Origin of the sequence: Halobaculum halobium, from assembly GCF_030127145.1 — an archaeon.
Lineage (GTDB): Archaea > Halobacteriota > Halobacteria > Halobacteriales > Haloferacaceae > Halobaculum > Halobaculum halobium.
Genome location: NZ_CP126158.1, coordinates 1,593,264 through 1,617,128, shown reverse-complemented (window position 1 = coordinate 1,617,128; position 23,865 = coordinate 1,593,264). Strand labels below are relative to the sequence as shown.

General features: G+C 70.0%; 21 protein-coding genes. 14 read left to right on the top strand and 7 right to left on the bottom strand.

Annotation, left to right across the window (positions count from 1 at the left end; genetic code table 11):
- Positions 1–58: 58 nt before the first annotated feature.
- Positions 59–556, bottom strand: coding sequence for a stage II sporulation protein M (locus tag P0Y41_RS08455; RefSeq protein WP_284060928.1), 498 nt, complete (start codon positions 554–556; stop codon positions 59–61).
- Positions 508–1,656, bottom strand: coding sequence for a hypothetical protein (locus P0Y41_RS08450; RefSeq protein WP_284060927.1), 1,149 nt, complete (start codon positions 1,654–1,656; stop codon positions 508–510). Before P0Y41_RS08450 ends, P0Y41_RS08455 begins: the two co-directional genes overlap by 49 nt.
- Positions 1,657–1,750: 94 nt before the next feature.
- Here P0Y41_RS08450 and P0Y41_RS08445 point away from each other — a divergent pair, with 94 nt between their 5' ends.
- Entirely contained in the window at positions 1,751–2,380 is a 630-nt protein-coding gene (locus P0Y41_RS08445) for a transcription antitermination protein (protein ID WP_284060926.1), read from the top strand.
- Between the two features lie 37 nt (positions 2,381–2,417).
- On the opposite strand, the gene P0Y41_RS08440 is transcribed toward P0Y41_RS08445, so the two are convergent.
- On the bottom strand, positions 2,418–3,566 hold the full coding sequence (locus P0Y41_RS08440; protein WP_284060925.1) for a tubulin/FtsZ family protein: 1,149 nt from the start codon (positions 3,564–3,566) through the stop codon (positions 2,418–2,420).
- Between the two features lie 61 nt (positions 3,567–3,627).
- Positions 3,628–3,900 (bottom strand): DUF7553 family protein, encoded by a 273-nt coding sequence (locus P0Y41_RS08435; protein ID WP_284060924.1) that lies wholly within the window; start codon positions 3,898–3,900, stop codon positions 3,628–3,630.
- Between the two features lie 310 nt (positions 3,901–4,210).
- Between P0Y41_RS08435 and uvrB the strand changes: the two genes are divergently transcribed.
- A complete protein-coding gene (gene uvrB / locus P0Y41_RS08430) occupies positions 4,211–6,301 on the top strand; it encodes an excinuclease ABC subunit UvrB (RefSeq protein WP_284060923.1) in 2,091 nt (696 codons plus the stop codon).
- Positions 6,302–6,350: 49 nt separating this feature from the next.
- Here uvrB and P0Y41_RS08425 read toward each other — a convergent pair whose 3' ends face one another.
- Entirely contained in the window at positions 6,351–7,763 is a 1,413-nt protein-coding gene (locus tag P0Y41_RS08425) for an MATE family efflux transporter (RefSeq protein ID WP_284060922.1), read from the bottom strand.
- 228 nt (positions 7,764–7,991) lie between these two features.
- On the opposite strand from P0Y41_RS08425, the gene lipA reads away from it, so the two are divergent.
- From lipA to ilvA, 5 genes are all read left to right on the top strand, one after another.
- Entirely contained in the window at positions 7,992–8,936 is a 945-nt protein-coding gene (gene lipA, locus P0Y41_RS08420) for a lipoyl synthase (RefSeq protein WP_284060921.1), read from the top strand.
- Between the two features lie 323 nt (positions 8,937–9,259).
- Entirely contained in the window at positions 9,260–10,375 is a 1,116-nt protein-coding gene (pdhA, locus tag P0Y41_RS08415; protein WP_284060920.1) for a pyruvate dehydrogenase (acetyl-transferring) E1 component subunit alpha, read from the top strand.
- Between the two features lie 4 nt (positions 10,376–10,379).
- Positions 10,380–11,381, top strand: a complete 1,002-nt coding sequence (locus P0Y41_RS08410; protein ID WP_284060919.1) for an alpha-ketoacid dehydrogenase subunit beta — start codon at positions 10,380–10,382, stop codon at positions 11,379–11,381.
- Positions 11,382–11,384: 3 nt separating this feature from the next.
- The gene (locus tag P0Y41_RS08405; protein ID WP_284060918.1) at positions 11,385–12,992 is read left to right on the top strand and encodes a dihydrolipoamide acetyltransferase family protein; all 1,608 of its coding nucleotides are present in this window, start codon (positions 11,385–11,387) and stop codon (positions 12,990–12,992) included.
- A 97-nt stretch (positions 12,993–13,089) separates the two neighbouring features.
- Entirely contained in the window at positions 13,090–14,310 is a 1,221-nt protein-coding gene (gene ilvA, locus P0Y41_RS08400) for a threonine ammonia-lyase (protein ID WP_284060917.1), read from the top strand.
- Between the two features lie 348 nt (positions 14,311–14,658).
- Here ilvA and P0Y41_RS08395 read toward each other — a convergent pair whose 3' ends face one another.
- Both P0Y41_RS08395 and rnz read right to left on the bottom strand, forming a co-directional pair.
- Positions 14,659–16,626 carry a DUF460 domain-containing protein gene (locus P0Y41_RS08395; protein ID WP_284060916.1) on the bottom strand — a complete coding sequence of 656 codons (1,968 nt, stop codon included), beginning with the start codon at positions 16,624–16,626 and terminating at the stop codon, positions 14,659–14,661.
- Between the two features lie 41 nt (positions 16,627–16,667).
- Positions 16,668–17,600: a ribonuclease Z gene (gene rnz / locus P0Y41_RS08390; protein WP_284060915.1), complete on the bottom strand. Its 933-nt coding sequence runs from the start codon at positions 17,598–17,600 to the stop codon at positions 16,668–16,670.
- 179 nt (positions 17,601–17,779) lie between these two features.
- Between rnz and P0Y41_RS08385 the strand changes: the two genes are divergently transcribed.
- The 7 genes from P0Y41_RS08385 (at position 17,780) to P0Y41_RS08355 (ending at position 23,848) form a co-directional block, all read left to right on the top strand.
- A complete protein-coding gene (locus tag P0Y41_RS08385) occupies positions 17,780–19,831 on the top strand; it encodes a DUF4382 domain-containing protein (protein WP_284060914.1) in 2,052 nt (683 codons plus the stop codon).
- Positions 19,832–19,963: 132 nt separating this feature from the next.
- Positions 19,964–20,488 carry a DoxX family protein gene (locus P0Y41_RS08380; RefSeq protein WP_284060913.1) on the top strand — a complete coding sequence of 175 codons (525 nt, stop codon included), beginning with the start codon at positions 19,964–19,966 and terminating at the stop codon, positions 20,486–20,488.
- Positions 20,489–20,501: 13 nt separating this feature from the next.
- Positions 20,502–20,792, top strand: coding sequence for a hypothetical protein (locus tag P0Y41_RS08375; protein WP_284060912.1), 291 nt, complete (start codon positions 20,502–20,504; stop codon positions 20,790–20,792).
- A 212-nt stretch (positions 20,793–21,004) separates the two neighbouring features.
- Positions 21,005–22,054 (top strand): AAA family ATPase, encoded by a 1,050-nt coding sequence (locus P0Y41_RS08370; RefSeq protein ID WP_284060911.1) that lies wholly within the window; start codon positions 21,005–21,007, stop codon positions 22,052–22,054.
- On the top strand, positions 22,051–22,752 hold the full coding sequence (locus P0Y41_RS08365; protein WP_390215107.1) for a protein sorting system archaetidylserine decarboxylase: 702 nt from the start codon (positions 22,051–22,053) through the stop codon (positions 22,750–22,752). The genes P0Y41_RS08370 and P0Y41_RS08365 overlap by 4 nt, the downstream gene beginning before the upstream one ends.
- A 100-nt stretch (positions 22,753–22,852) precedes the next feature.
- Entirely contained in the window at positions 22,853–23,341 is a 489-nt protein-coding gene (gene hjc / locus P0Y41_RS08360) for a Holliday junction resolvase Hjc (RefSeq protein WP_284060910.1), read from the top strand.
- 51 nt (positions 23,342–23,392) lie between these two features.
- Positions 23,393–23,848: a hypothetical protein gene (locus P0Y41_RS08355; protein ID WP_284060909.1), complete on the top strand. Its 456-nt coding sequence runs from the start codon at positions 23,393–23,395 to the stop codon at positions 23,846–23,848.
- The last annotated feature ends 17 nt before the right edge of the window (positions 23,849–23,865 follow it).

Here is a 23,865-nt window from a genome sequence, read left to right as displayed (position 1 = left end):
TCTGCCGGTTGCGACCCTGACCGGCGCCGAGCGGCAGCAAGTGAGCCGGAGACGGCCGCTACCCGCCCAGCACGACTGCCGCGACCCGCGGGGTCACGAACGCCTCGATGGCGGCCGCGACGATCAACAGGATTCCGATCCCGACGAGGACGCGAGCGGCCCGCTCCAGCGCGGTCGCGACCTCATCGGGGTTCGTTCGACCCCGAACTGCGCGCCACCCGACGCCACCGAGGTGGAGTCCGAGGCCGCCGGCGACGGCGATCACCGGGAGTTCGAGCACGCCGTGGGGCGCCACGAGTGCCAGGAACGCCAGCCGGTCGAACACGCCCGCGAGCGCGCCGACGAGGACGCCGTTGAACAGCAGCCCCGAAACCGCCGGGACGCCGAACGCGATCCCGCCGTACGCGAGTCCGGCGCTCACGAGCCAGTTGTTCGCCGCGATGGTGACGAACGGCCCGACGGGAACCGTCCCGAACACGCCCGCAACGTCCTCGGGACCCGACGCGGTCACCCCGTAGGGCGCGGTCGTGGCGTAGCCCGCGGCGATCCCCCCCACGAGCGTCGCGAGCGCGGCGAGCACTGCGACCGGATGGCCGGCGAGGAACCCCCGAGCTCGCGCCAGCCGTCGCCGAGCGCACGCCGGACCCGGGCGATCGCCCCGGGGCGGTCGATCGAAGCGGGCCTGTCGCTTCCGGCGTACAACGCCGTCGCGCCGGCGTCGAGCAGCGGAGCGACCACGAGCGGCAGCACGATACCGCCGAGGCTCCCCGCGCCGGCGGCGTTGGCGACGCCGACGGCGACCGCGGCGGCGACGTAGCCGCCGACGGCGACCAGCGCGAACCCGAGCGCGTGCGCCGGGTGGTCGCGAACGAAGCCGAGGCTCGCGCGGACCGACCCGACGGTCCCCGCGCCGTCGACGATCGCAGCCGACTCCGCGAACGCGAGCAGGAACGACGCGAGGAGGACGACCACGACGCCGAGGCCGACCAGGGCGACAAGCAGCAGCACCGCGGCCGCGGCGGCGGCGGGGTCGCCGGCGATCACGGCGGGCGAGACCGCGAGGTTCGTCCCGATGACCAGCGGCGCGCCCAGCGCGAGCGCGACGACGGCGAGGCGAACGAGCGCGATCCCGAGGAACGTCCGCCAGCGACCGGCGGCCCGAACGCCCGAGGCGAGCGGGGCACGTCCGTCCAGCCCGGCCCAGACGGTCCCGTACGTCACCGCCGATCCCAGCGCCCCCGCGAGCAGGCCGACCAGAACCGCGCCGGCGACGCCGAGTCCGACGGCCGCGACGACCGTCGGCGTGGCGGCGTTCGCGGCAGCGTCGGCCAGCGCCTCGCCGGCGCCTGCGGGGAGGCCGTCGGCGCCGGCTCCCGGGCCGGACTCGAACGCCCCCGACCCGCTCGATCCCTCGGCGGCGCGAGCGGCCTCCTGTAGCTCGACGACAGCCCGGACGAGCGGCTCCAGCCGCCCGGTCGCCGCCAGCGAGGCGACGGCGATGCCGATCCCCGCGGTCAACGGGACACGAGCGGCCGCGGTGAGTCCGATCGAGAGGAGGTACGCCGGCAGGACCGCGGCGGGGCGGTCGCGGAGGAGCCGCCCGGCCGCTGCGAGGGCGGTCGAGACGGACCGCGACTCGCCGGAGGGACGTGACATATTTCCGACTCTCCCGGGCGGCTGGTAAGGGTGTCGCCGGGGCAGCGCTGTCGGCGGCGAGGGTTTCAAGCGATACACCGGCGTACGTCCGCGCATGGACGCAGACGTCTTCTCCGACGAGTTCCGCGCGGACAACGAGACGCCGCTGTCGCGGCTCGGCTCCTCCAAGTCGCTGTACGCGCTCACCGGCGGCGAGATGGACGCCGGCGCCGTCCGGACCGCCGTCGCCGCCGAGTTCGCGCTCGCGGGACGGGCGTTCGAGTCGTGGAGCGCCGACGAGGCCAACGGCGACGCCGCGGCGCTGTTCGGCGACGTGGCCGAGGACGCGCGCGGGCACCGCGAGGTCGCCGACGCCGACTTCGACCCCGAGACGGACGACGCCCACGAGTACCCGGAGTACGACACCCTCGCCGGCCTGACCGACACCGTCGAGCGCGTCGGCGGCGCGTACGGCCGGCTCGTCGTCTCGCACGCGCGCGCCGAACAGACGGTCGGCTTCTTCGTGGGCGACGCCGACCCGGCGTCGTCGAACGACTTCCGCGCGATCCGCGACGACCTGGCCGAGCGCCTCGCGGACGCGCTCGACGTGCTCGCGGAGGTGTGCGACGGCGCCGACGACTGGGCCGCCGCCCGCGACGCCGCCGATGCCGTCGTCGACGACGCGTACGACGACTACGTGGCGACGCTGGAGTCGATGGGCGTGAAGCCGAAGAACGTCTGCTGAGACCGAGCGTCGATCGGTCGGTCCGCCCGGCCGGTGTTCAAAACAGCGGGTCGAGCCCCTCGGCGTCCCAGATCCCGGCCGAGAGCTCGGCGCGCTCGGCGATGGCAGCGACGTTTCGCTGAGCCTCCACGGCGGCCGCGCGTAGCTCCGCCAGCCGCGGCGCCGCCGCGACCCCGCCCAGCAGGACCGCCGCCGAGAGGTGATCGGTGTCGCGCAGCGGGTAGTCGCCGCCGCGCACCTCCGGGGTGCCGGTCGCCGTCTCCAGCCACCGTCTGGCGTCCTCGATCCCCTCGCGCGAGAGCGCCTCCGGCGGGCCGCTGACGACGACGAGCGCCCGCTCCACGTCCTGCAGCTCACACGGGAGCGTCAGCCCGCCCAACGCGGCCCGTCGGACGGTCGCGGTCACGCGCGTCGTCGACTCCAGCGCGTCCTCTGCGATCTGCTTTCTGCCGCCGAACAGCCCGCGCTTGCGCTCCAGCGGCGCCGACGCGTAGCCGAGCGACGCGACCCCGCCCGAGCGCCCGAGCGTGTTGATGATCTCGCTGGCGTCGACCACCTTCTCCGGCGTCGGGTCGCGCGCCTCCCCGGCCGAGAGAAGCACACCCAGCCGGCGGGCGATCTCGTCGTTCACGCGCCCGTACCCGCCCGCGAGGCTCTCACCCGACTCGCGGTGGGCGTCGTTGTCGAACAACAGCGTCGCGTCCGCGTGCTCCACGACGGTCTTGAGCGACCGCGCGGCGTTGAGGGTGTAGATGCCGCCCTCGTCGCGGGCGGGGAGCACGCCGAGCGCGTACACCGGCTCCTCGTAGATCCGGCGGAGCTCACGACAGATAACCGGCGCGCCGCCGGACCCGGTGCCGCCGCCGAGCGCGGCGACCACGAGGAACGCGTCCACGTCGCTCGTCGGGATCACGTCGATCGCGTCCCGGATCTCGTCGACGTCGTCGCGCGCCACCTCGGCGCCGAGTTCGTTGTCCGCGCCGGCGCCGTGGCCCTTCACCCGGTCGCCGCCGATGAGCACGCGGCGCTCGGGGTCGACCTCCCGAAGCCCCAGCAGGTCCGCGCGGGCGGTGTTGACCGCGACCGCGCCCGCGACGATGTCGGCGCCGGCGTTTCGCTCGTACCGCAACAGCGCGTCGGCGATCTTGCCGCCCGCCTGTCCGACGGCGACGAGTCCCACCTTCATGGCCGGACGTTGTCGCCGTCAGTGATAAATCGCGATCCCGGTTCCGATCCGTTCGGCAGGCTCAGACGCCGGCGACGCCTTCGCGGTACTCGCTGATCGATTCGACCGCCGCGTCGGCGTGCTCGCGTACCGCCGCATCCGCGCCGTCAGCGGCCTCGCGAACCGTGTTGATGCGCTTGGCCATCCAGCCGTGGTCGGGCCCCGAACGGCTCTCGTCGGCGACCGCTCGGAGGTCGTCGGCGACGCCGCCGAGTCGCTCGGCGGTCTCGCCGTCGGCGGCCTCGGCCGCGCGGTCGGCGTGCTCCGCCGCGTCTGCGAGGAGTTGTCGCGTCATGTCCGGTCGTTCTCGGCTTCGGGTGGTATGCGTTTCGGCGGTCGCGAACGTCGCCGGCGTCCGTGACGGGTCTCGGCCGCTGTCGTCGCAGTCTCGGGCGTTCGCTCGGCCGCGCAGTGGATCGCGGCGACCGCGCTCTTCCATGGACGGTGCGCCCGCAAGCATCCCGCCGACTCTCCGCGGTCTCTTCGATGGGCGGAGCGGCACAGGGCCGCTCCGCCGTTTCCCGCGGTCTCACTCACTCGCTCACGCTGTTCGCTCGTTCGCTCGACCGCGCTCGTCAAGTGTGTCCCACCCCACACCACACACAATGAGCGAGTCGCAGGGTCCCCTCTCGCCGGACCGACCCGACGCCGAGAAGCCGCTGCGCGTCGACGCCCCGTTCGATCCCGCGGGCGACCAGCCGGACGCGATCCGCCAGCTCGTCGACGGCTACGAGTCGGGGATGACCGAGCAGACGCTGCTTGGCGTCACGGGGTCGGGGAAGACGAACACCGTCTCGTGGGTGGTCGAGGAGCTGAACACGCCGACGCTCGTGATCGCGCACAACAAGACGCTCGCGGCGCAGTTGTACGAGGAATTTCGCAACCTGTTCCCGGACAACGCCGTCGAGTACTTCGTCTCCTACTACAACTACTATCAGCCCGAGGCGTACGTCGAGCAGACGGACACCTACATCGACAAGGAGATGTCGATCAACGACGAGATCGACCGCCTCAGACACTCCGCGACGCGGTCGCTGTTGACGCGAGACGACGTGATCGTCGTCGCCTCCGTCTCGGCCATCTACGGGCTGGGCGATCCCGCGAACTACCGCGGGATGGCGCTGGAACTGGAGGTCGGCCAGGAGATCGGTCGCGACGAGCTGCTGAAGCGGCTCGTCGACCTGAACTACGAGCGCAACGACGTCGACTTCCAGCAGGGGACGTTCCGCGTCCGCGGCGACACCGTCGAGGTGTTCCCGATGTACGGTCGCCACGCCGTTCGGGTTGAGCTGTGGGGCGACGAGATCGACAGGATGCGCAAGGTCGACGTGGTCGACGGGACGGTCGTGAGCGACGAGCCCGCCACGCTGATTCACCCCGCGGAGCACTACTCGCTGCCCGAGGACCAGATCGACACCGCGGTCGCTGAGATCAGCGACCTGATGGAGCAGCGCGTCTCCTACTTCGAGCGCCAGGGAGATCTCGTCGCCGCCCAGCGCATCGAAGAGCGCACCACCTTCGACATCGAGATGCTCCAGGAGACGGGCTACTGCTCGGGCATCGAGAACTACTCGCTCCACCTCTCGGACCGAGAGTCCGGCGACGCGCCGTACACCCTGATCGATTACTTCCCCGACGACTTCCTCACGGTGATCGACGAGTCCCACCAGACGCTCCCGCAGATCAAAGGGCAGTTCGAGGGCGACAAGTCGCGCAAGGACTCGCTGGTCGGCAACGGCTTTCGGCTCCCGACCGCCTACGACAACCGCCCGCTCACCTTCGAGGAGTTCGAGGAGAAGACCGATCGCCGGCTGTACGTCTCCGCGACGCCCGGCGACTACGAGCGCGAGCGGTCCGAGCAGATCGTCGAGCAGATCGTCCGCCCCACCCACCTCGTCGACCCCGAGGTGACCATCGAGCCCGCACAGGGGCAAGTGGACGACCTGATGGACCGCATCGACGACCGGATCGAGCGCGGCGAGCGCACCCTCGTCACCACGCTCACGAAGCGGATGGCCGAGGACCTCACCGAGTATCTGGAGGAGGCGGGCGTCGAGGTGGCGTACATGCACGACGAGACGGACACCCTGGAGCGCCACGAGATCATCCGCTCGCTCCGGCTGGGCGAGATCGACGTGCTCGTCGGCATCAACCTCCTACGGGAGGGGCTCGACATCCCCGAGGTCTCGTTAGTCGCGATCCTCGACGCCGACCAAGAGGGGTTCCTCCGATCGGAGACAACGCTCGTGCAGACGATGGGCCGCGCCGCCCGCAACGTCGAGGGCGAGGTGATCCTCTATGCCGACGAGACGACGAGCGCGATGGAGGCGGCCATCGGGGAGACGAACCGCCGCCGCGAGATCCAGCGCGAGTTCAACGAGGAGCACGGCTACGAGCCCCAGACCATCGAAAAGGAGATCGGCGAGACGAATCTCCCGGGGTCGAAGACCGACACCTCGGGCGTCGCCGGCGGCGATGTCGCCGACGAAGAGGAGGCACAGGCACGCATCCAGGCGCTGGAAGAGCGCATGGAAGAAGCCGCGAGCAACCTGGAGTTCGAACTCGCGGCGGACATCCGCGACCGGATGCAGGACCTGCGTCGCGAGTTCGACGTCGACCCCGAGGAGGTCGGGATCGAACCGCCCGCCGAGGACGCCGAGGGCATCGCTCCCGGCGACGACGCCGACGCGTTCTGAACCGTGAACGGTTCGATCGCGGTACCGCCCCGAACGCACCCGGGACGGATCAGTCGCCAGCCGCGACCCCGCCCTCGCCGCCGGCGTCTTCGGCTGCCCGTTCGTGCAGCCCGCCGGCGGTCGAGTACCGGAAGTACCCCGCCAGCCCGACGGCGGCGACGACGTTCGAGACCGTCACCGCCCAGAACGGGCCGAGCGCGCCCCATCCGAGAACGAACGCGCCGACGGCGGCGACGGGCACCCGAACGGCCCAGTACTGCAGCATCGTCGCGTACATGCTCACGTCGGTGCGGCCGGCGCCGTTGAAGCCGGCCTCGACCGTCCAGATGGTGCCGAGCGCCCAGTAGCCGAACGCGAGGATCTGGAGGTAGGCGACCGTCAGCGTCAGCGCCTCGCCGGCGATTCCGGGAACGAACAGCGTCGCGATGGCCTCGGGCAGGAGGTACTGAACGACGCCGATCGCGCCGAGACCGATCGCGCCGACGCCGACGCCGAGCCACGTCGCTCGCGTCGCCCGCGCGGGCTTGTCGGCGCCGAGGTTCTGTCCGACGAGCGTCGTGCCGGCCGAGCCGATCGCGGCCGCAGGGACGAACACGACCGTGGCGACGCGCGCGCCGACGGTGTACGCCGTGAGGGCGGCCGCGCCGCCGGTGACCGACACGATCGCGACGACCACGAGCCGGGCGACCTGTCGGGCGACGCCCTGCCCGACCTTGGGAACGCCGACGGCGACGAGCTGGCGGAACTCCCCGCGGTCGAGCGAGACGGCGTCCAGCCGGAAGGTGAACCCCCGTCGCCCCGAGCGCGCGGCGGCGATCATGACGAGCGCGCCGACGCCGAAGCCGATCGCCGTCGCGTAGGCGGCGCCCGCGATCCCGTAGCCGGGGATCGGGCCGAACCCGAAGATGAGCAGCGGGTCCAGCCCGATGCTGATCCCGATCGAGAGGAGGTTCACCAGCAGCGGGGTGCGGGAGTCGCCCGCGCCGATGAAGCCGTACTCGAACACGTCGCTGACGGTCGAGACGGTGTACGCGATCGCCATCGTCCCGAGGTAGATCGCGCCGAGCCGTGCGACCTCGGCTCCGGGATCGAACAGCGCGGTCAGCGCCCGGCCGAACTGGGTCGCAATCAGTACCATCGCCAGCATCACCGCGACGCCGGCGATGAGCGCGTGGAACACCGCCCGGCTTGCGCCGCGTTCGTCGTCGTCGCCGATACGCTGTGAGACGAGCACGTGTTCGCCGGTGAACACGCCGCTGACCGCCGCCGTCATCAGGCCGATCAGCGGCGCCACGAGTCCGACGGCGGCGACGGCGTCGCCGCTGAGGCGGCCGAGCCAGAGCACGTCAACGATGCTCTGGGCGGTGACCGCGAGCTGCTGGGCGACGATCGGGACCGAGAGGAACGCCAGCGCTCTCCCCAGCCGCCCGTCGGTTATTTCCTCGGGCGAGACCTCGAACATTCCTGGGTCTGTTCCACACTCTTAGGGGGATAATAAATCCCTATCGGTTCAATACGATATCATATCCGATGCGCGGATTCGACATTCGAGTTCGTGCTCCCGCCGGCTACACGTCCCTGCCCGTGCCACCGGCGTCGCGGGCTCGACACGCGTCGGACCCGTCGCGGATCCGAGACGACTGCCCCGGGTATACCGCACGCTTTTGGCCCCCGCGACGAAGTGTAACCCATGAGTAGTCGGCGGCGGAAGCCGGACTGGCTGAAGATGCGCCCACCGTCCGGCCGGCGCTTCACCGAGATCAGATCCACCCTCCGCGACCGCGACCTCCACACCGTCTGTGAGGAGGCGAACTGCCCGAACCTCGGGGAGTGTTGGTCCGGGGGGAGCGGTCCCGGCGACGGCCCGGGGACGGCGACGTTCATGCTCATGGGCGACCGCTGCTCGCGCGGCTGTAACTTCTGCGACGTGGAGACCGGCGGGATGAACCCGCTGGATCCCGACGAACCAGCCAACGTCGCGGACGCGGTCGCGGAGATCGGGCTCGACTACGTCGTGCTCACCTCCGTCGACCGCGACGACCTCGCCGACGGCGGCTCGCGCCACTTCGCGGAGACGATCCGCGCGATCAAGCGGCGCGACCCCTCGATCCTCGTCGAGGTCCTGATCCCCGACTTCGGCGGCGACCCCGACGCTGTCGACCGGATCATCGACGCCGAACCGGACGTGATCGCCCACAACATCGAGACCGTCGAGCGCCTCCAGTGGCCCGTGCGCGACCGCCGCGCGAACTACGAGCAGACCCTCGACGTGCTGGAGCGGGTAAACCGCGAATCCGACATCCGCACGAAAACAAGCGTCATGCTCGGACTCGGCGAGTACGACCACGAAGTGTATCGCACCCTCCGGGACCTGCGCGGCGTCGGCGTCGACATCGTCACGCTCGGGCAGTACCTCCAGCCGTCGCGCTCGCACCTCGACGTGTTCGAGTACGTCCATCCGGACGCGTTCGACACCTGGGCGCGCGTCGCCGAGGAGGACCTGGGTTTCCTCTACTGCGCCTCCGGCCCGATGGTGCGCTCGTCGTACAAGGCGGGCGAGTTTTTCGTCGAGGCGCTCGCCCGCGACGGCGCCAGTCTCGAAGAGGCGCGCGAGGCCGCGCACGCGGCCGACTGACCCACTCGCCCGGGCGCTCACGGGTCGAGCGTTGTTCCGTGGACTCGCGTTCGTGAGCCACGTCGTTCGCGACGTGCGGGTCGCCTTCCCGGACCAGACCGACACGGCACCTGCATTAACGATTGTCAAGAACACCGTCTCCTTTTCGGTCGTTCACAAAGCTGCCTCGGAAATATCCCCCATCACTCGGACAAACATCCGATTCACTCGCGGCGGACTCGACGCCCTGCCAATTCTTGGCAGTATTTCTGTCCACAGTAAACTATTTACGAAAACACTATCAGGCGGGGCGGCCAGCGTTCGGGTATGCGAAGGTGGGTACCGTGAGCACGCTCGAGCGCGACCCCGGCGACGGGATGGTTCAGGTCCTCGACGAGGAGGGCGGCGTCGTCGGCGACGTCCCGGACCTCTCCGAGGACGAGTTCGTCGCGATGTACCGCCACATGAAACTCGCCCGCCACTTCGACGAGCGGGCGGTGTCGCTCCAGCGCCAGGGGCGGATGGGGACGTACCCCCCGCTGTCCGGGCAGGAGGGCGCACAGGTCGGTTCCTCGATGGCGCTGGCCGAGGACGACTGGATGGTTCCCTCCTACCGCGAACACGGGGCGGCGATGGTCCGCGGTCTCCCGCTGAAGGAGACGCTGCTGTACTGGATGGGCGACGAACGCGGGAGCCTCATCCCCGAGGACGCGAACGTCTTCACGCCCGCGGTGCCGATCGCCAGCCAGATCCCCCACGCGACGGGGATGGCGTGGGCCGAGAAGCTGAAGAACGGCGGCGACACGGAGAAGGCGTTCATCTGCTACTTCGGCGACGGCGCCACGAGCGAGGGCGACTTCCACGAGGGATTGAACTTCGCGGGCGTGTTCGACACGCCGAACGTATTCTTCTGTAACAACAACCAGTGGGCCATCTCGGTCCCGCGCGAGAAGCAGACCGCGAGCGAAACCCTGGCCCAGAAGGCGGTCGCCTACGGCTTCGAGGGGGTCCAGATCGACGGGATGGACCCCTTGGCCGTCTACAAGGCGACCACCGAGGCGCTGGAGAAGGCGAAGGACCCCGAGGAGGGCGAGCGTCGTCCGACGCTCATCGAGGCGGTGCAGTACCGATTCGGCGCGCACACGACCGCCGACGACCCCAGCGTCTACCGCGAGGAGGGCGAGGTGGAGAAGTGGAAGGCGAAAGACCCGATCCCGCGGCTGGAGCAGTTCCTGCGGAATCAGGGCATCCTCGACGACGACCGCGTCGCCGAGATCGAGGAGTCTGTCCGCGAGGAGGTCGCCGACGCCATCGACGCCGCCGAGTCGACGGTTCGTCCGGACCCCGACTCGATGTTCGAGCACGTGTTCGCCGAGCAGACCCCGGAGATCCGGCGACAGGCCGAGGAGTTCGCACAGTTGCGCGAGACGCACGGCGACGAGGCGTTCGTCGAGGAGTGAGACCATGAGCACCCAAGAACACGAAGCCACGCAGAACCTGACGCTGGTACAGTCGGTCCGCGACGCGCTCGCGACCGAGATGGAGTTGGACGACGACGTGCTCGTCATGGGCGAGGACGTCGGCAAGAACGGCGGGGTCTTCCGCGCCACCGAGGGCCTGTACGACGAGTTCGGCGAGGACCGCGTCATCGACACCCCGCTGGCGGAGTCGGGGATCATCGGCACCGCCGTCGGGATGGCGGCGATGGGCCTGAAGCCGGTCCCCGAGATCCAGTTCTCCGGGTTCGCCTACCCCGGGTTCGACCAGATCGTGAGCCACATGGCCCGGCTGCGCACGCGCTCGCGGAGCCGCTACACGCTCCCGATGACGCTGCGCATGCCCTACGGCGGCGGCATCCGCGCGCCCGAGCATCACTCGGAGTCGAAGGAGGCGTTCTACACCCACGAGGCCGGCCTGAAAGTGGTCATGCCCTCGACCCCGTACGACGCGAAGGGGCTGCTCATCTCGGCGATCCGCGACCCCGACCCGGTCGTCTTCATGGAGCCGAAGCTGATCTACCGCGCCTTCCGCGGCGACGTGCCCGAGGGCGACTACGAGGTGCCGATCGGCGAGGCCGTCACCCGTCGGGAGGGCTCGGACGTGTCCGTGTTCACCTACGGCGCGATGACGCGCCCGACCATGGAAGCCGCCGAGGAGCTCACCGAGGAGGGAATCGACGCGGAGGTCGTCGACCTGCGCACCGTCTCCCCCATGGACCGGGAGGCGATCGTCGAGTCGTTCAAGAAGACCGGGCGCGCGTGCGTCGTCCACGAGGCGCCCAAGACGGGCGGGCTCGCGGGCGAGATCACGGCGACGCTGCAGGAGGAGGCTCTCCTCTATCAAGAGGCGCCGGTCAAGCGCGTCACGGGCTACGACGTGCCGTACCCGCTGTACGCGCTGGAGGACTACTACCTCCCGAACGCGGCGCGAGTCGCCGACGGTATCAAGGAGGCCGCGGAGTTCTAACCCATGGCCGAGAAGGAGTTCAAACTCCCCGACGTCGGCGAGGGCGTCGCCGAAGGGGAACTCGTCAACTGGCTGGTCGCCCCCGGCGACACGGTCACCGAGGACCAGCCGGTCGCCGAGGTCGAGACCGACAAGGCGCTCGTGGAGGTCCCGTCCCCGTACAACGGGACGGTGAAAGAGCTGCACGTCGAGGCGGGCCAGATGGTCCCCGTCGGCGACGTGATCGTCACGTACAACGTGCCCGAGGAGGGAGAAGACGAGCCGAGCGAGAGCCCGGCGCCGGCCGCGGAGCCCGAACCGGATGCCGGAGCTGAACCGGAGGCCGAATCGGACCGCGACACCGCACCCGCCGACGACGGCGCCGCCACCGAGGCGGCCGCGGAGTCGTCGGGACGCGTGTTCGCGCCGCCGTCCGCGCGCCGCCTCGCCCGCGAACTTGGCGTCGACATCGGCGCCGTCGACGGCAGCGGTCCCGGTGGTCGCGTCACCGAGGGCGACGTGCGCGCACACGCGGAGTCGGGCGGCGCCGCAGACGACGGCGCCGACGGGGGATCGTCCGGGCCGAAACAGGTCGACATCGGCAGCAAGACAGCGGCCGTCTCGAAGACGGGCGACGGCGAGTCCGGCGGCGCGGCCGCCGCGGGCGCAACGCCCTCCTCCGTCGAAGCCGCGGGTCGCGACCGAACGCTCGCGGTGCCGGCGACCCGCGAGGCCGCCGGGGAGGCCGGGGTCGACCTGGACGACGTTCCGACCGACGAGTCGCGCGACGGCGAGGCGTTCGTGACGACCGAGCAGGTCCGGCAGTACGCACAGGCGGTGAAAGAGGCGAAGGCCGCGGAGTCGGCCGCCGGCGCCGACGACCCCGGCGCACCCGCCGCTCCCGCCGAGACGGGCAACGGCGCCGCCGCCTCCCGAGAGCCGGAGTCGGTGCCGTATCGGGGGGTGCGTCGGACCATCGGCAAGCAGATGGCCGAATCGAAGTACACCGCGCCGCACGTCTCCCACCACGACACCGCGGTCGTCGACGAGCTGGTCGACACTCGCGCGGATCTGAAGGCGCGCGCCGAGGAGCGCGACGTGAAGCTCAGCTACATGCCGTTCGTGATGAAGGCGCTCGTGGCCGGGCTGAAGGAGTTCCCGACGCTCAACTCCGAGTTGCGCGAGGACGACGAGGAGATCCTCCTGAAGAAGGAGTACAATCTCGGCATCGCCGTCGCGACCGACGCGGGGCTGATGGTCCCCGTCGTGAAGCACGTCGACGAAAAGTCGATTCTGGAGCTCGCCGAGGAGGTCAACGACCTCGCCACTCGCGCCCGCGAGCGAAAGGTGACGCGCGAGGAGATGCAGGGGGGCACGTTCACGATCACCAACTTCGGCGCCATCGGCGGCGAGTACGCCACCCCGATCATCAACTACCCCGAGACGGCGATCATGGGGCTGGGCGCCATCGACGAGCGCCCCGTCGCCGAGCACGGCGAGGTGCGCGCGGCGCACACGCTGCCGCTGTCGCTGTCGATCGACCACCGGGTCATCGACGGCGCGGAGGCCGGTCGGTTCACGAACTTCGTGATGGAGCGGCTGGAGAACCCGAGCCTCCTCCTCCTGGAGTAGTTCGGAGCGTCCGCCCGGGACCGCGCTCGCGTCCCCGTAACCGACCGGCGATCCGCGCAATTTTTGCACCCCGATAGCGACACCGCGAGCAACGGCCATGCCCGACCCCGTCACCGTCACCGACATCCGGCGGGCGCGCGAGCGGTTCGATCCCGACGTCGTCCGCGAGACGCCCGTCGAGCGCTCCCGATCGCTCTCGGAGATGAGCGGCGCGGACGTTCGCCTGAAGATGGAGCACCTCCAGCGCACGGGGTCGTTCAAGACCCGCGGCGCCTCGACCAAGATCGCCGCCGTCGCAGACGAGGGCAACGCCGAGCGTGTCGTCGCCGCCAGCGCGGGCAACCACGCCCAGGGCGTCGCGCTTGCGGCCTCGAACGCCGGGATCCCCTCGACGGTCGTCATGCCCGAAGACGCCCCGCAGGCGAAGGTCGATGCGACCCGCGGCTACGGCGCGGAGGTCGTCCTCCGCGGCCGGGAGTTCCAGGAGGCGGTCGCGCACGCCCGGGATCTGGCCGAAGAGCCCGGATCCGTCTTCGTCCACGCCTACGACGACCCCGCGATCGTCGCCGGACAGGGCACGCTCGGGCTGGAGGTCGCCGAACAGGTGCCCGACCTGGAGACCGTGATCGTCCCCATCGGCGGCGGCGGGCTCATCGCCGGGACCGCCACCGCGCTCGCGGCCGTCGCGCCCGAGGTCCGCGTCGTCGGCGTGCAGGCCGAGGACGCTGCGACGGTCCCCGAGAGCCTCGACAAGGGCGAGCCCGTCGACCGCGAGCACACGCGGACCATCGCCGACGGCATCGCCACGGGCGGCGTCGCAGACCTCACCTACGACCTCATCGAGCGCCACGTCGACGAGGTGGTCACCGTCAGCGACGACGAGATCGCCCACGCGATCCTCACGCTGCTCCAGCGCGCCAAGCAGCTGGTCGAGGGCGCCGGCGCCGCCAGCGTCGCCGGCCTGCTGTCCGGTCGCGTCGACGTGACCGACGAGACGGTCGTCCCGCTGCTGTGCGGCGGCAACATCGACATGTCGATGCTCGACGTCGTGCTCGAACACGCCATGACCGACCGCGACCAGCTCCTCCGTCTGCGCGTCCGCATCGAGGACGAACCCGGCGAGCTGTCGACGCTCTCGACTGTCCTTGCCGACCGCGGCGCGAACGTCCGGCACGTCCGCCACGACCGGGCCGTCGAGGACCTGCGCGTCGGCGAAGCGTACCTCGTCTTCGAGGTCGCTGCCGCCGGTCGCGAGCACGCCGGCCAACTCCTCGATGCGATCCGCGACCGCGGCTACGAAGTCGCGCGCATCAACTGACGCGGACGCACTCGCCGCTCCGGCGCCCCTGTTTACTCGGATCGTGGTACGCGCTCACGTTCCAGTCGAAACGGAGGGGTTGTTCCGGCGCCGTCTTCGATTTTCCCGCTCGAAAACAACTGAGAAACCGTTCGTAGTTGTCTGACGCACGCCCGTCACAGAGGAGACGAGCGGGTGCCGGAGCGTTGACGCCGTTCAGCTGTCGGACACGTTTGGCCGTCGCGCCCGTGCGTGCGGCCGTCGTTTCCGTTCGGGGACCTCGCTCGCTCCACCTGCCGTGAACCGCTCGACCGTTCGCCCTCACTGCCGCTCTCTGGGGCTTCGTTCCCGGGTCGCGTTCGGTTCCACTCACTCGGCCTCGCCCGCCCGGTGTTCGGAGATGATCTCGTCCACCATCGCCTCGGTCTGTTCGCGCTCGCGCTCGGCCGCGCGCCGCTCCCAGTCGTCGATCACGGCCTCGACGTCGCTCTCGCGGGCGACCGCGAGTTCGTCGACCTCCTGTATGGTCACGTCGTCGGCGGGACCGACGGGGATCGCGTGTTCGAACAGCACCTCCTCGGCCGCGTCCGACAGGCCGCCGGACCGAAGCACCACCCGGGGCTCCGTCTCCGCGAGCCGTTCTGCCGTGGCGCGGCCCGCGCCGGAGGCGTCGCGGAAGTACACCACGTCGCCGGCGGCGAGTCCGTACTGCTCGTCGGCGCGCTCGATCGCGCGCTTCGTGAACTGCTCGACCGCCTTCACGGGGACGAGGTCCCGCCCGACCGACACGTCCGCGAAGTTGTCGTGATCCAGCTTCCACAGCGTCTTCATGCGCGCGAGTTTCTCCTCCAACTCCTCGACCGTCTCCTCGGCCTCGTCGCGCTCGCGCTCCAGCCGGCTGTTCTCGCGGCGGATTCGCGTGACTTCCCGATCCCGACGCGCCTCCAGCCGTTCCTCGCGGCGGGCGTCCGACAGTTGTTCTTCCAACTCCTCGACCTCCTCGTCCTTCTCGTCCAGGTCGGCCTTGAGGTCCTCGACGTGCGCCTCGAGCCGGTCGACCTGCGACTCCAGATCGCGAATGCGCTTCTCCTCGTCGGTGAGTTCGCGCGGCTCCGGTCCGGACTCGTCGGTCTCCTCGCCGTCGTCGTCCCGCAGGTCCGAAAGCGCCCCCTCGACGGACTGCTCGTCGGCGACGACGCGAGCGATCACCTCCGCGCGGTCGATCCCGGCGGGAGTCTGCCGACCGACGCGCTCGAACTGGTCTTCGTGGCTATCGAACGCGAACAGCGCCGCCGCGAGGGCGTCGCGCTCGTGGTCGTTGTCGTACGCCTCCTCGCGCGTGCGGTGGAGCTTTTCGTCGACCGGGAGGTCGCTGCCGGGCGTCCACCCGGCGGCGTCGAAGCTCCGCCGGAATCGCTCGACGGTCTCGGGCATCGGCGTCACGTCGGCGGCGACGATGACCGGGCGACCCCGCTCGACGAGCCACTCGATCATCTCGGCGGTGTCGGCGGTCCGCGTCGAGTGCACGTCGAAGACCGTGCCGTCGAGGCCGACGACGGCGGCGGCGGTCGTCGTTCCCGGATCGATGCCGACGATCACGCGGTCGCGTCGCTTGACGAGGGGCTCGAACTCGATGCCGTCGCGGCGCTCGCGGTCGATCTCCACCCGCGTGTCGCCCCCGCGGCCGGCGCTCACCGGGATGTCCTGCGGGCGCGCCGCGACGGAGAACACGGCGTTCTGGTAGCCGCCGTACTTCTCCGTGATGTCGACCTCGTAGTCGAGCCCCGCATCGTCCAACGCCGATTCGACCTCGCGCGTGCGACGCTTCACGTTCCCGTGGATCCGGCGGGTGTAGCGGTCCTGGCTCCACCCGCCCTTGCCCGTCGAGCGTCCCCTGGACACCTTCACGGTCGTCGTGTCGGTGAACGCGGTCACCTCGTAGCCGACGTTCGCGGCCGCGAGGCGGGCGCTCGCCTCCGCCTCCTTCATCGGCTTCTTGCCGTACGGGACGCCGTGGCGGGAGGCGACCCGCGAGAGCGGTTCCGGACGCTCGGCGCCGGTCACCTGCACGAGCGAGGTCCCGTGCGGTAGCGCACGCAGGAAGCGGACGAGGTCGTCCTTGTCCGCGGCGAGTTCGTAGCTGTTGTCGGTGGCGACGACGGCCGGCTCGTCGGCCTCGATCCGTCGCCGAAGCTTTCGGTGGGAGACGACGTCCCGCTCGATCGACTCGCCGTCGAAGGCGACGAGGGCGTAGGAGGGCGCGTCGCCCCGGATGTCGCCGCTTTGAATGTCGACTCCGAACACGAGGGAGTCGAGCGCGCTCGTCCGGGCGTTCACGCCCGCGTGTTAGCGGCTGTCGCGTAAAAACTCCGCGCCGGTCACTCCTCGCTGTCGGGGAACGGGACCCGGATCTCGTCGCCGTCGTCGGGGTACCACACCTCGCCGTCGAACGCGCCGGCGGCCTCTCGTTCCAACCGCCGGGCCCGCCCCGCGTACCGCGAGGAGAGGTGCGTGAGCGCCAACCGCTTCGCGCCAGCGCGCCCGGCGATCTGGGCGGCCTCGACGGCGGTCGAGTGAGCCGTCTCGCGGGCGCGGCCGCCGTCCTCGTCGAGGAAAGTGGCGTCGTGGACGAGCAGATCCGCGTCCTCGGCGGCCTCGACGGTGGCGTCGACGGGGCGAGTGTCTCCGGTGTAGACGACGCGCCGACCGGGCCGCGGCTGGCCGACGACCCGTTCGGGCTCGATGACGCGGCCGTCGTCCAACTCGACGGCCTGCCCCTCGTGAAGCCTCCCGTACGCCGGTCCCGGCGGGATCCCCAACTCCTCCTCCGCCTTCTCGCGGTCGAACCGGCCCTTCCGATCGTCCTCGACGAGCGCGTAGCCGACCGAGGACGTGCGGTGCTCCGTCTCGAACGTCCGAATCTCGTACTCCTCGCAGTCGAGAACGACCGAACCGGGCCGCGCCTCGCGAACCGTCACCGGGAACGTCGGGTCGTGGCCGGCCGCGTGAACCAACTCCGTGAGGTGGCGCTTCGATCCCGGCGGGCCGTGAATCGCCAGCGGCGCGTCGCGGTCGTTGAAGTCGAGGCTCTGGATCAGCCCCGGGATGCCCAGCACGTGGTCGCCGTGGAGGTGCGTGACGAACAGGTGCGAGAAGCCGAACCCCGTGCCGAAGCGCATCATCTGGCGCTGGGTCCCCTCCCCGCAGTCGAAGAGGAACTCGTCGCCCTCGCGGTTCAGATACAGCGCGCTGGGCGCGCGCTCCACCGTGGGCACCGCGCCGCTCGTCCCGAGGAAGGTGACCCTGATCATACCCGTTCGTGCTGGTGCCGTCGGTGAAACGCTGTCGGAGCGCATCGACCGCCGATGGTGCAGACGGGTACCGGAGCCGAATCCGCTGCCGTCTCGGGATTAATCCGGGTGAATTCCGAGTGAATTCGGATTCGTGGCCGGCCTGGTATATGCCGTCGGGGACACGCCGACCGAACACGATGTCACGACACACGAGTGGCTGGGCCGCCGCGGCCGCGGCCCTGATGTTGGTGCTCGCCGGCTGTGCGGGCGGCGTTCCCTCCACCGGCGACGGAGGCGACGCGACCGCCGCCGGCGGGGACGACGGGGGCACCGTCAACTTCTACATCAGCGATCAGCAGAACGCGATCGACCAGTTCGAACACCTGAACGTCACGATCACGGAGGTCACGCTCGTCCGAGCCGACGGCGGGGACGACGGCAGTGACGATACCGAGGTCGCGGACGACGACACCGAGGTCGCCGCCGCCGACACCGAGGTCGCCGACGACGGCGACGAGACGAACGGGACGACCACCGAGTCCGCAGTCACCACGGCGTCGACCGAGACGCCTGAGTCCGAGGACGCTGACGAAGCGGGTGAGCAGGTGACTTACGAGGTCGACAACGTCACCCTCGACTTGACCGAGCTGCAGGGCGCCAACGCCTCCAAGCTGGGTTCGGTTCCGGTGCCCAACGGCACGTACACGAAGGTGTTCGTCGAGGTCGACTCGGTGAATGGCACGCTGACCGACGGCTCCTCGGCGGACGTGAAGCTGCCGTCGAACAAGCTCCAGTTGAACAAGGAGTTCACGGTCGGTAACGGCGAAGAGGTGGACTTCGTGTTCGACGTGACCGTGTTCGAGCGCGGTCCGAACGGCTACATTCTCAAACCCGTCGCCGGCGAGTCCGGCACGGGTGACGAGGTCGAGATCCGCGACGTGGACGACGAGCGCGAGGAGCGCGGCGAGTCCGGCGAGAATGACGCCGCCGACGGCGATGACGCCGCCGACGCCGAGGAGGCTGACACCGAGGAAGCTGACACCGAGGAAGCTGACACCGAGGAAGCTGATACTGAAGATCCTGACCGCGGCGAGAACGCCTCTGAGGACGCCTCAGGACAGTCCTCGATGGACTTCTACCTCAGCGACGAGCAGAACGCAATGGGCGACTTCGCCCACCTCAACGTCACCGTCACGAGCGTCGGCCTGAAGCAGGCCGGCAACGACTCGGGCTGGGTCGAGAACGACGTCGACGACCGCACGGTCGATCTGACGACGCTGCCGGGCGCGAACGCGACGAAGCTCGGCACCTTCGGCGTCGAGAACGGCACGTACACGAAGGTGTTCGTCTACGTCGGCGAGATCAACGCGACGCTGGAGAACGGCGACTCCACGACCGTGAAGCTCCCCTCCAGCAAGCTCCAGTTGAACAAGGAGTTCACCGTCGGCAACGGCGAGGACGTGGACTTCGTCTACGACATGTCGGTATTTAAGGCAGGTAACTCGGGCAAGTACATTCTCAAGCCGGTCGTGAGCGAGTCCGGAACCGGCGACGAGGTGCCCATCGAGGACGTCGATGAGGACGAGGAAGACGACAAGCAAGCGGGCGGCGACGCCGAACTGGCGCCCCTGAACGCCTCCTTCGTGGGGAACGTCTCGACGGACGCGAACGCGACCGTCGAGGTGACGCGCAACGGCTCGGCGGTGGAGAATGCGACCGTCGACGTCACACAGGAGCTCGACACTACCGAGACGAGCGGGACGTACACCACGGACGCGAACGGGACCGTCACGTTCGCGGTCGACGCGAACGCGACCGAGCTGAGCGTCGAGGTCACCGCGGGTGATGATGACGTCGAACTCGAACGCGAGTTCGAGAATGAAACGCGCGAGCCCGACGATGAGGACGACGAGGCCACACTCGCAGACCTGAACGCCACCTTCGTCGGCAACGTCTCCGCGGGTGCGAACGCGACCGTCGAGGTGACGCGCAACGGGTCGGCCGTCGAGAACGCGACCCTCGACGTCACACAGACGGTCGACGGTGACGAGATCGAGGAGGCGTACGTCACCGACGCGAACGGGACCGCCACGTTCGCGGTCGACGCGAACGCGACTGAATTGACCGTCGAAGCGACCGACGCGGACGACGAAACGGAACTCGAACGCGAGTTTGAGACCGACGGCGACGCGTCCGACGACGAGACGCAATCGGCCGTGGGAGCCCCGACGCTGCGGGTCGCCGTCTGACCGGCGAACGCGAATGAACGATCGGGCAGTATAGAACTGCTCGCGTAGACTTTCGCCGGGTTTCAGCGACTGGGAACCAGGTCTCGTTTATACCGGGATAGCCGTCCAATCCACATCTGTGAGGTGAGGCCCATGGCATATTCGAAAACCAACCCACTGGCCGAGGACTTCGGCTTCGACATCGGCGGACCGCTCGCCGCGTACTGGATCGCCCTGCTCCGGATCATCACGGGGTGGTGGTTCTTCCACGCCGGCGTGACGAAACTCATCGAGAGCGGCCTGAACTTCACGTACGGCCCGGCGTACATGCAGGGAATGACCGGCACCGCGCTCGGTCCCATCCCGGTGTGGATGGGGAACAACCTCGCGTGGCTCATCGCGCCGGGCGTCCCGCTGTTCGAGACGCTCATCGGCCTGGCGCTCATCGCCGGCGCGTTCGTCCGGCTGGCGGCCTTCGGCGGGGTCATCTTCATGACCCTGTTCTGGGTCGGCAACGCCGGCTTCGGGACCGGCCTCGTCAACAGCGACCTGATGGGGCTGCTCCTGTTCGCCACGATGATGGTGTTCGCCGCCGGCCGCTACTACGGCCTGGACGCGCTCATCGAGCGCCTCGACGTGGTGAAAGCGTACCCCAAACTCCGGTACCTGCTCGGTTAACGAGGTGACTCCAATGAAAGAATTCGACATCACCGACAAGATTGCGACGGCGTTCGGCGCGGGACTGATGCTGCTCGGCATCGTGGGGCTCGGCCTCGTCGAGCTCGTCGCGGGCAAGCCGTACAGCCCCGTACCGCTGACCAACGAGGCGGGCGACGTGATCGCGAACCCGGCCATCGACCCGACGCTGCGGACCGGGCTGGTCCTGCTCGGCCTGGCCGTCCTGTTCGCGTGGGGCGTCTACCGCGCGGCCACGCCGGACCGCGGCGTCGACCAGACGCCGACGGAAGTGACCGCCGACTGACCGCGAACCGAGGGCGGGCCGACCGCCGAACCGACCGCACGGGTCGAACCACTTCGCTCGCCGCTTTTCACGACACACCGTTCCGACTACTTCACACGCCAGCTCCGGCGTCAGTTCCTCGGCTCCGTACGGGGTCAGTCGTCGCGTTTGCTCCGAGTCGCCGGTCCTTCGAACGGCAGGGTTCAAGCCCTGCGAGGAACTAGCCGTTGTCAATGGACGGCCCGCTGTGGACGGACACGCACGCCCCCGCGCTCGCGGACCTCCCGCAGGAGGACGTCCGCGAGCGACTCTCGCGGGCGGTGGACGAACCGATGAACCTCGTGGTGCAGGGCCCACCGGGGTCGGGGAAGACCGCCGCCGTGCGCGCGCTCGCCGAGGCGGCCCACGACGACCCGGACAACGACCTCATCGAGATCAACGTCGCCGACTTCTTCGGCCGGAGCAAAAAGGAGATCCGCGAAGACCCCCGATTCGAGTCGTTCCTGACGGGGCGCTCGCGCATGGCGAAACGCGATATGATCAACCGCGTGCTCAAGGAGTCGGCGGCGAACGCGCCGATGTCGGGCACGTACAAGACGGTGTTGCTGGACAACGCTGAGGCTATCCGCGAGGACTTCCAGCAGGCGCTGCGGCGCGTGATGGAGCAGTACCATCGGACGACGCAGTTCGTCATCGCGACGCGCCAGCCCGCGAAGCTGATCCCGCCGATCCGCTCGCGCTGCTTCCCGGTGCCCGTCCGCGCGCCGACAACCGACGAGGCGATCGACGTGCTCCGGGGGATCTGCGAGGCGGAGGGCGTCGGCTACGACGACGACGGACTGGAGTTCGTCGCCAGCGCGGCCGCGGGCGACCTCCGGAAGGCCGTCCTCTCTGCGCAGACCACGGCCGTCGAACACGACGAAGTGACGATGACGGCGGCCTACGAGACCCTCGGCGAGGTCGGCACCGACGAGGCGGTGCTGGCGGCGCTGGAAGCTGCACAGGCGAGAGATCTGACGGACGCCCGCTCGACGCTCGACGACCTCCTCCACGACGACGGCTACGAGGGCGGCGACCTGCTCCGGGAGATCCTCCGCGTCGCGCGCTCGAAGTCCGACGCGTCGCCGGAGGCGGTTGCCCGACTGCACGCGCTGGCGGGCGAGATCGACCTCGATCTCGTCGAGGGGAGCGACGACCGTCTCCACCTCACGCACCTCCTCGCGGCGTGGGGCGCGGGTCGGACGACGACCGAGGCGACCGTCCGCGACCCCGTGGACGCGTGAGCGCGCTCTCCATCCCCGATCTCGCACCCGGGAGCGAGCGGCGCGTGCTCGTTCCGTTCGCGCTCGCGGTCCCGTTCCTTGCGCTCGTGCCCCCGCTCGGGCTGCTGCTCCTCGCTGTGGGCGCGTTCTCGGTGTACTTCTACCGCGACCCCGAGCGCGAGCCAGCGGGCGCGGGCGTCCTCGCGCCGGCCGACGGCCACGTCTCCGTGATCCGCGCGGACGGAGACCGCGTTCGCGTCGGCGTGTTCATGAGCCCCTTCGACGTGCACGTCTGTCGCGCGCCAGCCGACGGGACGGTGACGCGCCTCGACCACCGCGGCGCCGCGCACAAGCCCGCGTTCGCAAAGGAGTCCGAGCGAAACGAGCGGGTCGAGTACACGGTCGATCCCGGCGCCGGCGACTCCGGGGCGGCAACTGACGGCGTCCGGGTGGACGCCGACGCCGCAGGAAGCGACGCGGACGCTGCGACCCACGAGGACCGCGTCGACGGCGCGCTCATCGCCGGTTGGTTCGCCCGTCGGATCACCCCCTACGTTTCGCCTGGAGACGCGCTCACACGGGGCGAGCGGATCGGCTACATCGCCTTCGGATCGCGCGCCGACGTGGTGCTCCCGCCGGCGTACGACCCTGAAGACGTCCGCGTGCGCGTCGGTGAGGCCGTCCGGGCGGGCGAGTCGGTGATCGCCCGGCGTGACTGACGCGTCGCCGTCGCGGGTCGGGGCGGCCGCGACGTTCACTTTCACTCCGCACCGCCGTGCGACCGTCTCGCTTATGCCCGCCACCCATTCACTCTCGTGCATGCCGGGCAACCCGAAGGGCGACCGCCGGGAGCGCGAACTCGTCAACAGGCTCCACGACGCCGGCTTCGCGGTGATGCGTGCGCCCGCCAGCGGCTCGTCGACTGACCGGGAACTGCCGGACGTGCTCGCGGGCGACGGTCGGGTGTTCTACGCGGTCGAGGCGAAGTCCTCCTCTGGCGATCCGATCTACCTCCGCGGCGAGGAGGTCGAGGCGCTCATCTACTTCGCGCGCAACTTCGGCGCCGCCCCGAAGATCGGCGTCCGCTTCGACCGAGAGGACTGGTACTTCTTCCACCCGGGCGACCTGTACGTCACCGACGGCGGGAACTACCGCGTGAAGAAGGAGACCGCGCTCGCGGACGGCGAGACCATCGACGACCTGCTCGCCGCCAGCGAGGAGACGGAGTCCGACACCAGCGTCGCCGAGGTGCTCAACGCCGTCGAGCAGGGAGTCCTCTCGGCCGAAGAGGCCGAGGAGATGCTGTAACGGCTCTCGCGACGGGAAGACACTTGCCGCGGGAACGACGACCCCGGCCCCGTGAGCGACACGTCTCCCCGTTCGTCGTCGCGACCGTCCTCCCTCCGCCACCTGCTCGCGGTCTGGTTGCTCGTCGGGGCGTCGTTCTTCGGGCTCGGGGCGGGGCTCGCTCGGGCGACCCTGGGGTACGACGGATGGGCGGTCGGAACACTCGCTCTCTCGGGGTGGGACGTCGGACTCCTGCTCGCGACGGCCGTGGTGTGTGGGGCGTGGGTCGCGGGAATCAGACCCTCGATCCGGGCCGGCGTCGGCTACTTGATCGTCGAGTTGGTCGTGCACCTGATCGTCGCGCTGGCGCTGTCGTGGGCCCGGCTCGGCGCGTGGGCTACCGTCGCGGCTCGCGCCGTCTCGATTCCCGTCGCGGCGGTCGTCTGTTTCACACCGCTGGGCGGGGCGGCGGCCGCTTGGGTCCGCGAGCGCGCTCGCCGCCTGCTGGGGGTGCCGCCGACCGAGTGACACGCCTCCCGACGGCG

What these genes read in the sequence shown, in the direction of transcription:
- P0Y41_RS08450 (WP_284060927.1), bottom strand. Translation starts at nt 1,656, where the DNA reads ATGTCACGTCCCTCCGGCGAGTCGCGGTCCGTCTCGACCGCCCTCGCA.
- P0Y41_RS08445 (WP_284060926.1), top strand. Translation starts at nt 1,751, where the DNA reads ATGGACGCAGACGTCTTCTCCGACGAGTTCCGCGCGGACAACGAGACG.
- P0Y41_RS08440 (WP_284060925.1), bottom strand. Translation starts at nt 3,566, where the DNA reads ATGAAGGTGGGACTCGTCGCCGTCGGACAGGCGGGCGGCAAGATCGCC.
- P0Y41_RS08435 (WP_284060924.1), bottom strand. Translation starts at nt 3,900, where the DNA reads ATGACGCGACAACTCCTCGCAGACGCGGCGGAGCACGCCGACCGCGCG.
- uvrB (WP_284060923.1), top strand. Translation starts at nt 4,211, where the DNA reads ATGAGCGAGTCGCAGGGTCCCCTCTCGCCGGACCGACCCGACGCCGAG.
- P0Y41_RS08425 (WP_284060922.1), bottom strand. Translation starts at nt 7,763, where the DNA reads ATGTTCGAGGTCTCGCCCGAGGAAATAACCGACGGGCGGCTGGGGAGA.
- lipA (WP_284060921.1), top strand. Translation starts at nt 7,992, where the DNA reads ATGAGTAGTCGGCGGCGGAAGCCGGACTGGCTGAAGATGCGCCCACCG.
- P0Y41_RS08410 (WP_284060919.1), top strand. Translation starts at nt 10,380, where the DNA reads ATGAGCACCCAAGAACACGAAGCCACGCAGAACCTGACGCTGGTACAG.
- P0Y41_RS08405 (WP_284060918.1), top strand. Translation starts at nt 11,385, where the DNA reads ATGGCCGAGAAGGAGTTCAAACTCCCCGACGTCGGCGAGGGCGTCGCC.
- ilvA (WP_284060917.1), top strand. Translation starts at nt 13,090, where the DNA reads ATGCCCGACCCCGTCACCGTCACCGACATCCGGCGGGCGCGCGAGCGG.
- rnz (WP_284060915.1), bottom strand. Translation starts at nt 17,600, where the DNA reads ATGATCAGGGTCACCTTCCTCGGGACGAGCGGCGCGGTGCCCACGGTG.
- P0Y41_RS08385 (WP_284060914.1), top strand. Translation starts at nt 17,780, where the DNA reads ATGTCACGACACACGAGTGGCTGGGCCGCCGCGGCCGCGGCCCTGATG.
- P0Y41_RS08380 (WP_284060913.1), top strand. Translation starts at nt 19,964, where the DNA reads ATGGCATATTCGAAAACCAACCCACTGGCCGAGGACTTCGGCTTCGAC.
- P0Y41_RS08375 (WP_284060912.1), top strand. Translation starts at nt 20,502, where the DNA reads ATGAAAGAATTCGACATCACCGACAAGATTGCGACGGCGTTCGGCGCG.
- P0Y41_RS08370 (WP_284060911.1), top strand. Translation starts at nt 21,005, where the DNA reads ATGGACGGCCCGCTGTGGACGGACACGCACGCCCCCGCGCTCGCGGAC.
- hjc (WP_284060910.1), top strand. Translation starts at nt 22,853, where the DNA reads ATGCCGGGCAACCCGAAGGGCGACCGCCGGGAGCGCGAACTCGTCAAC.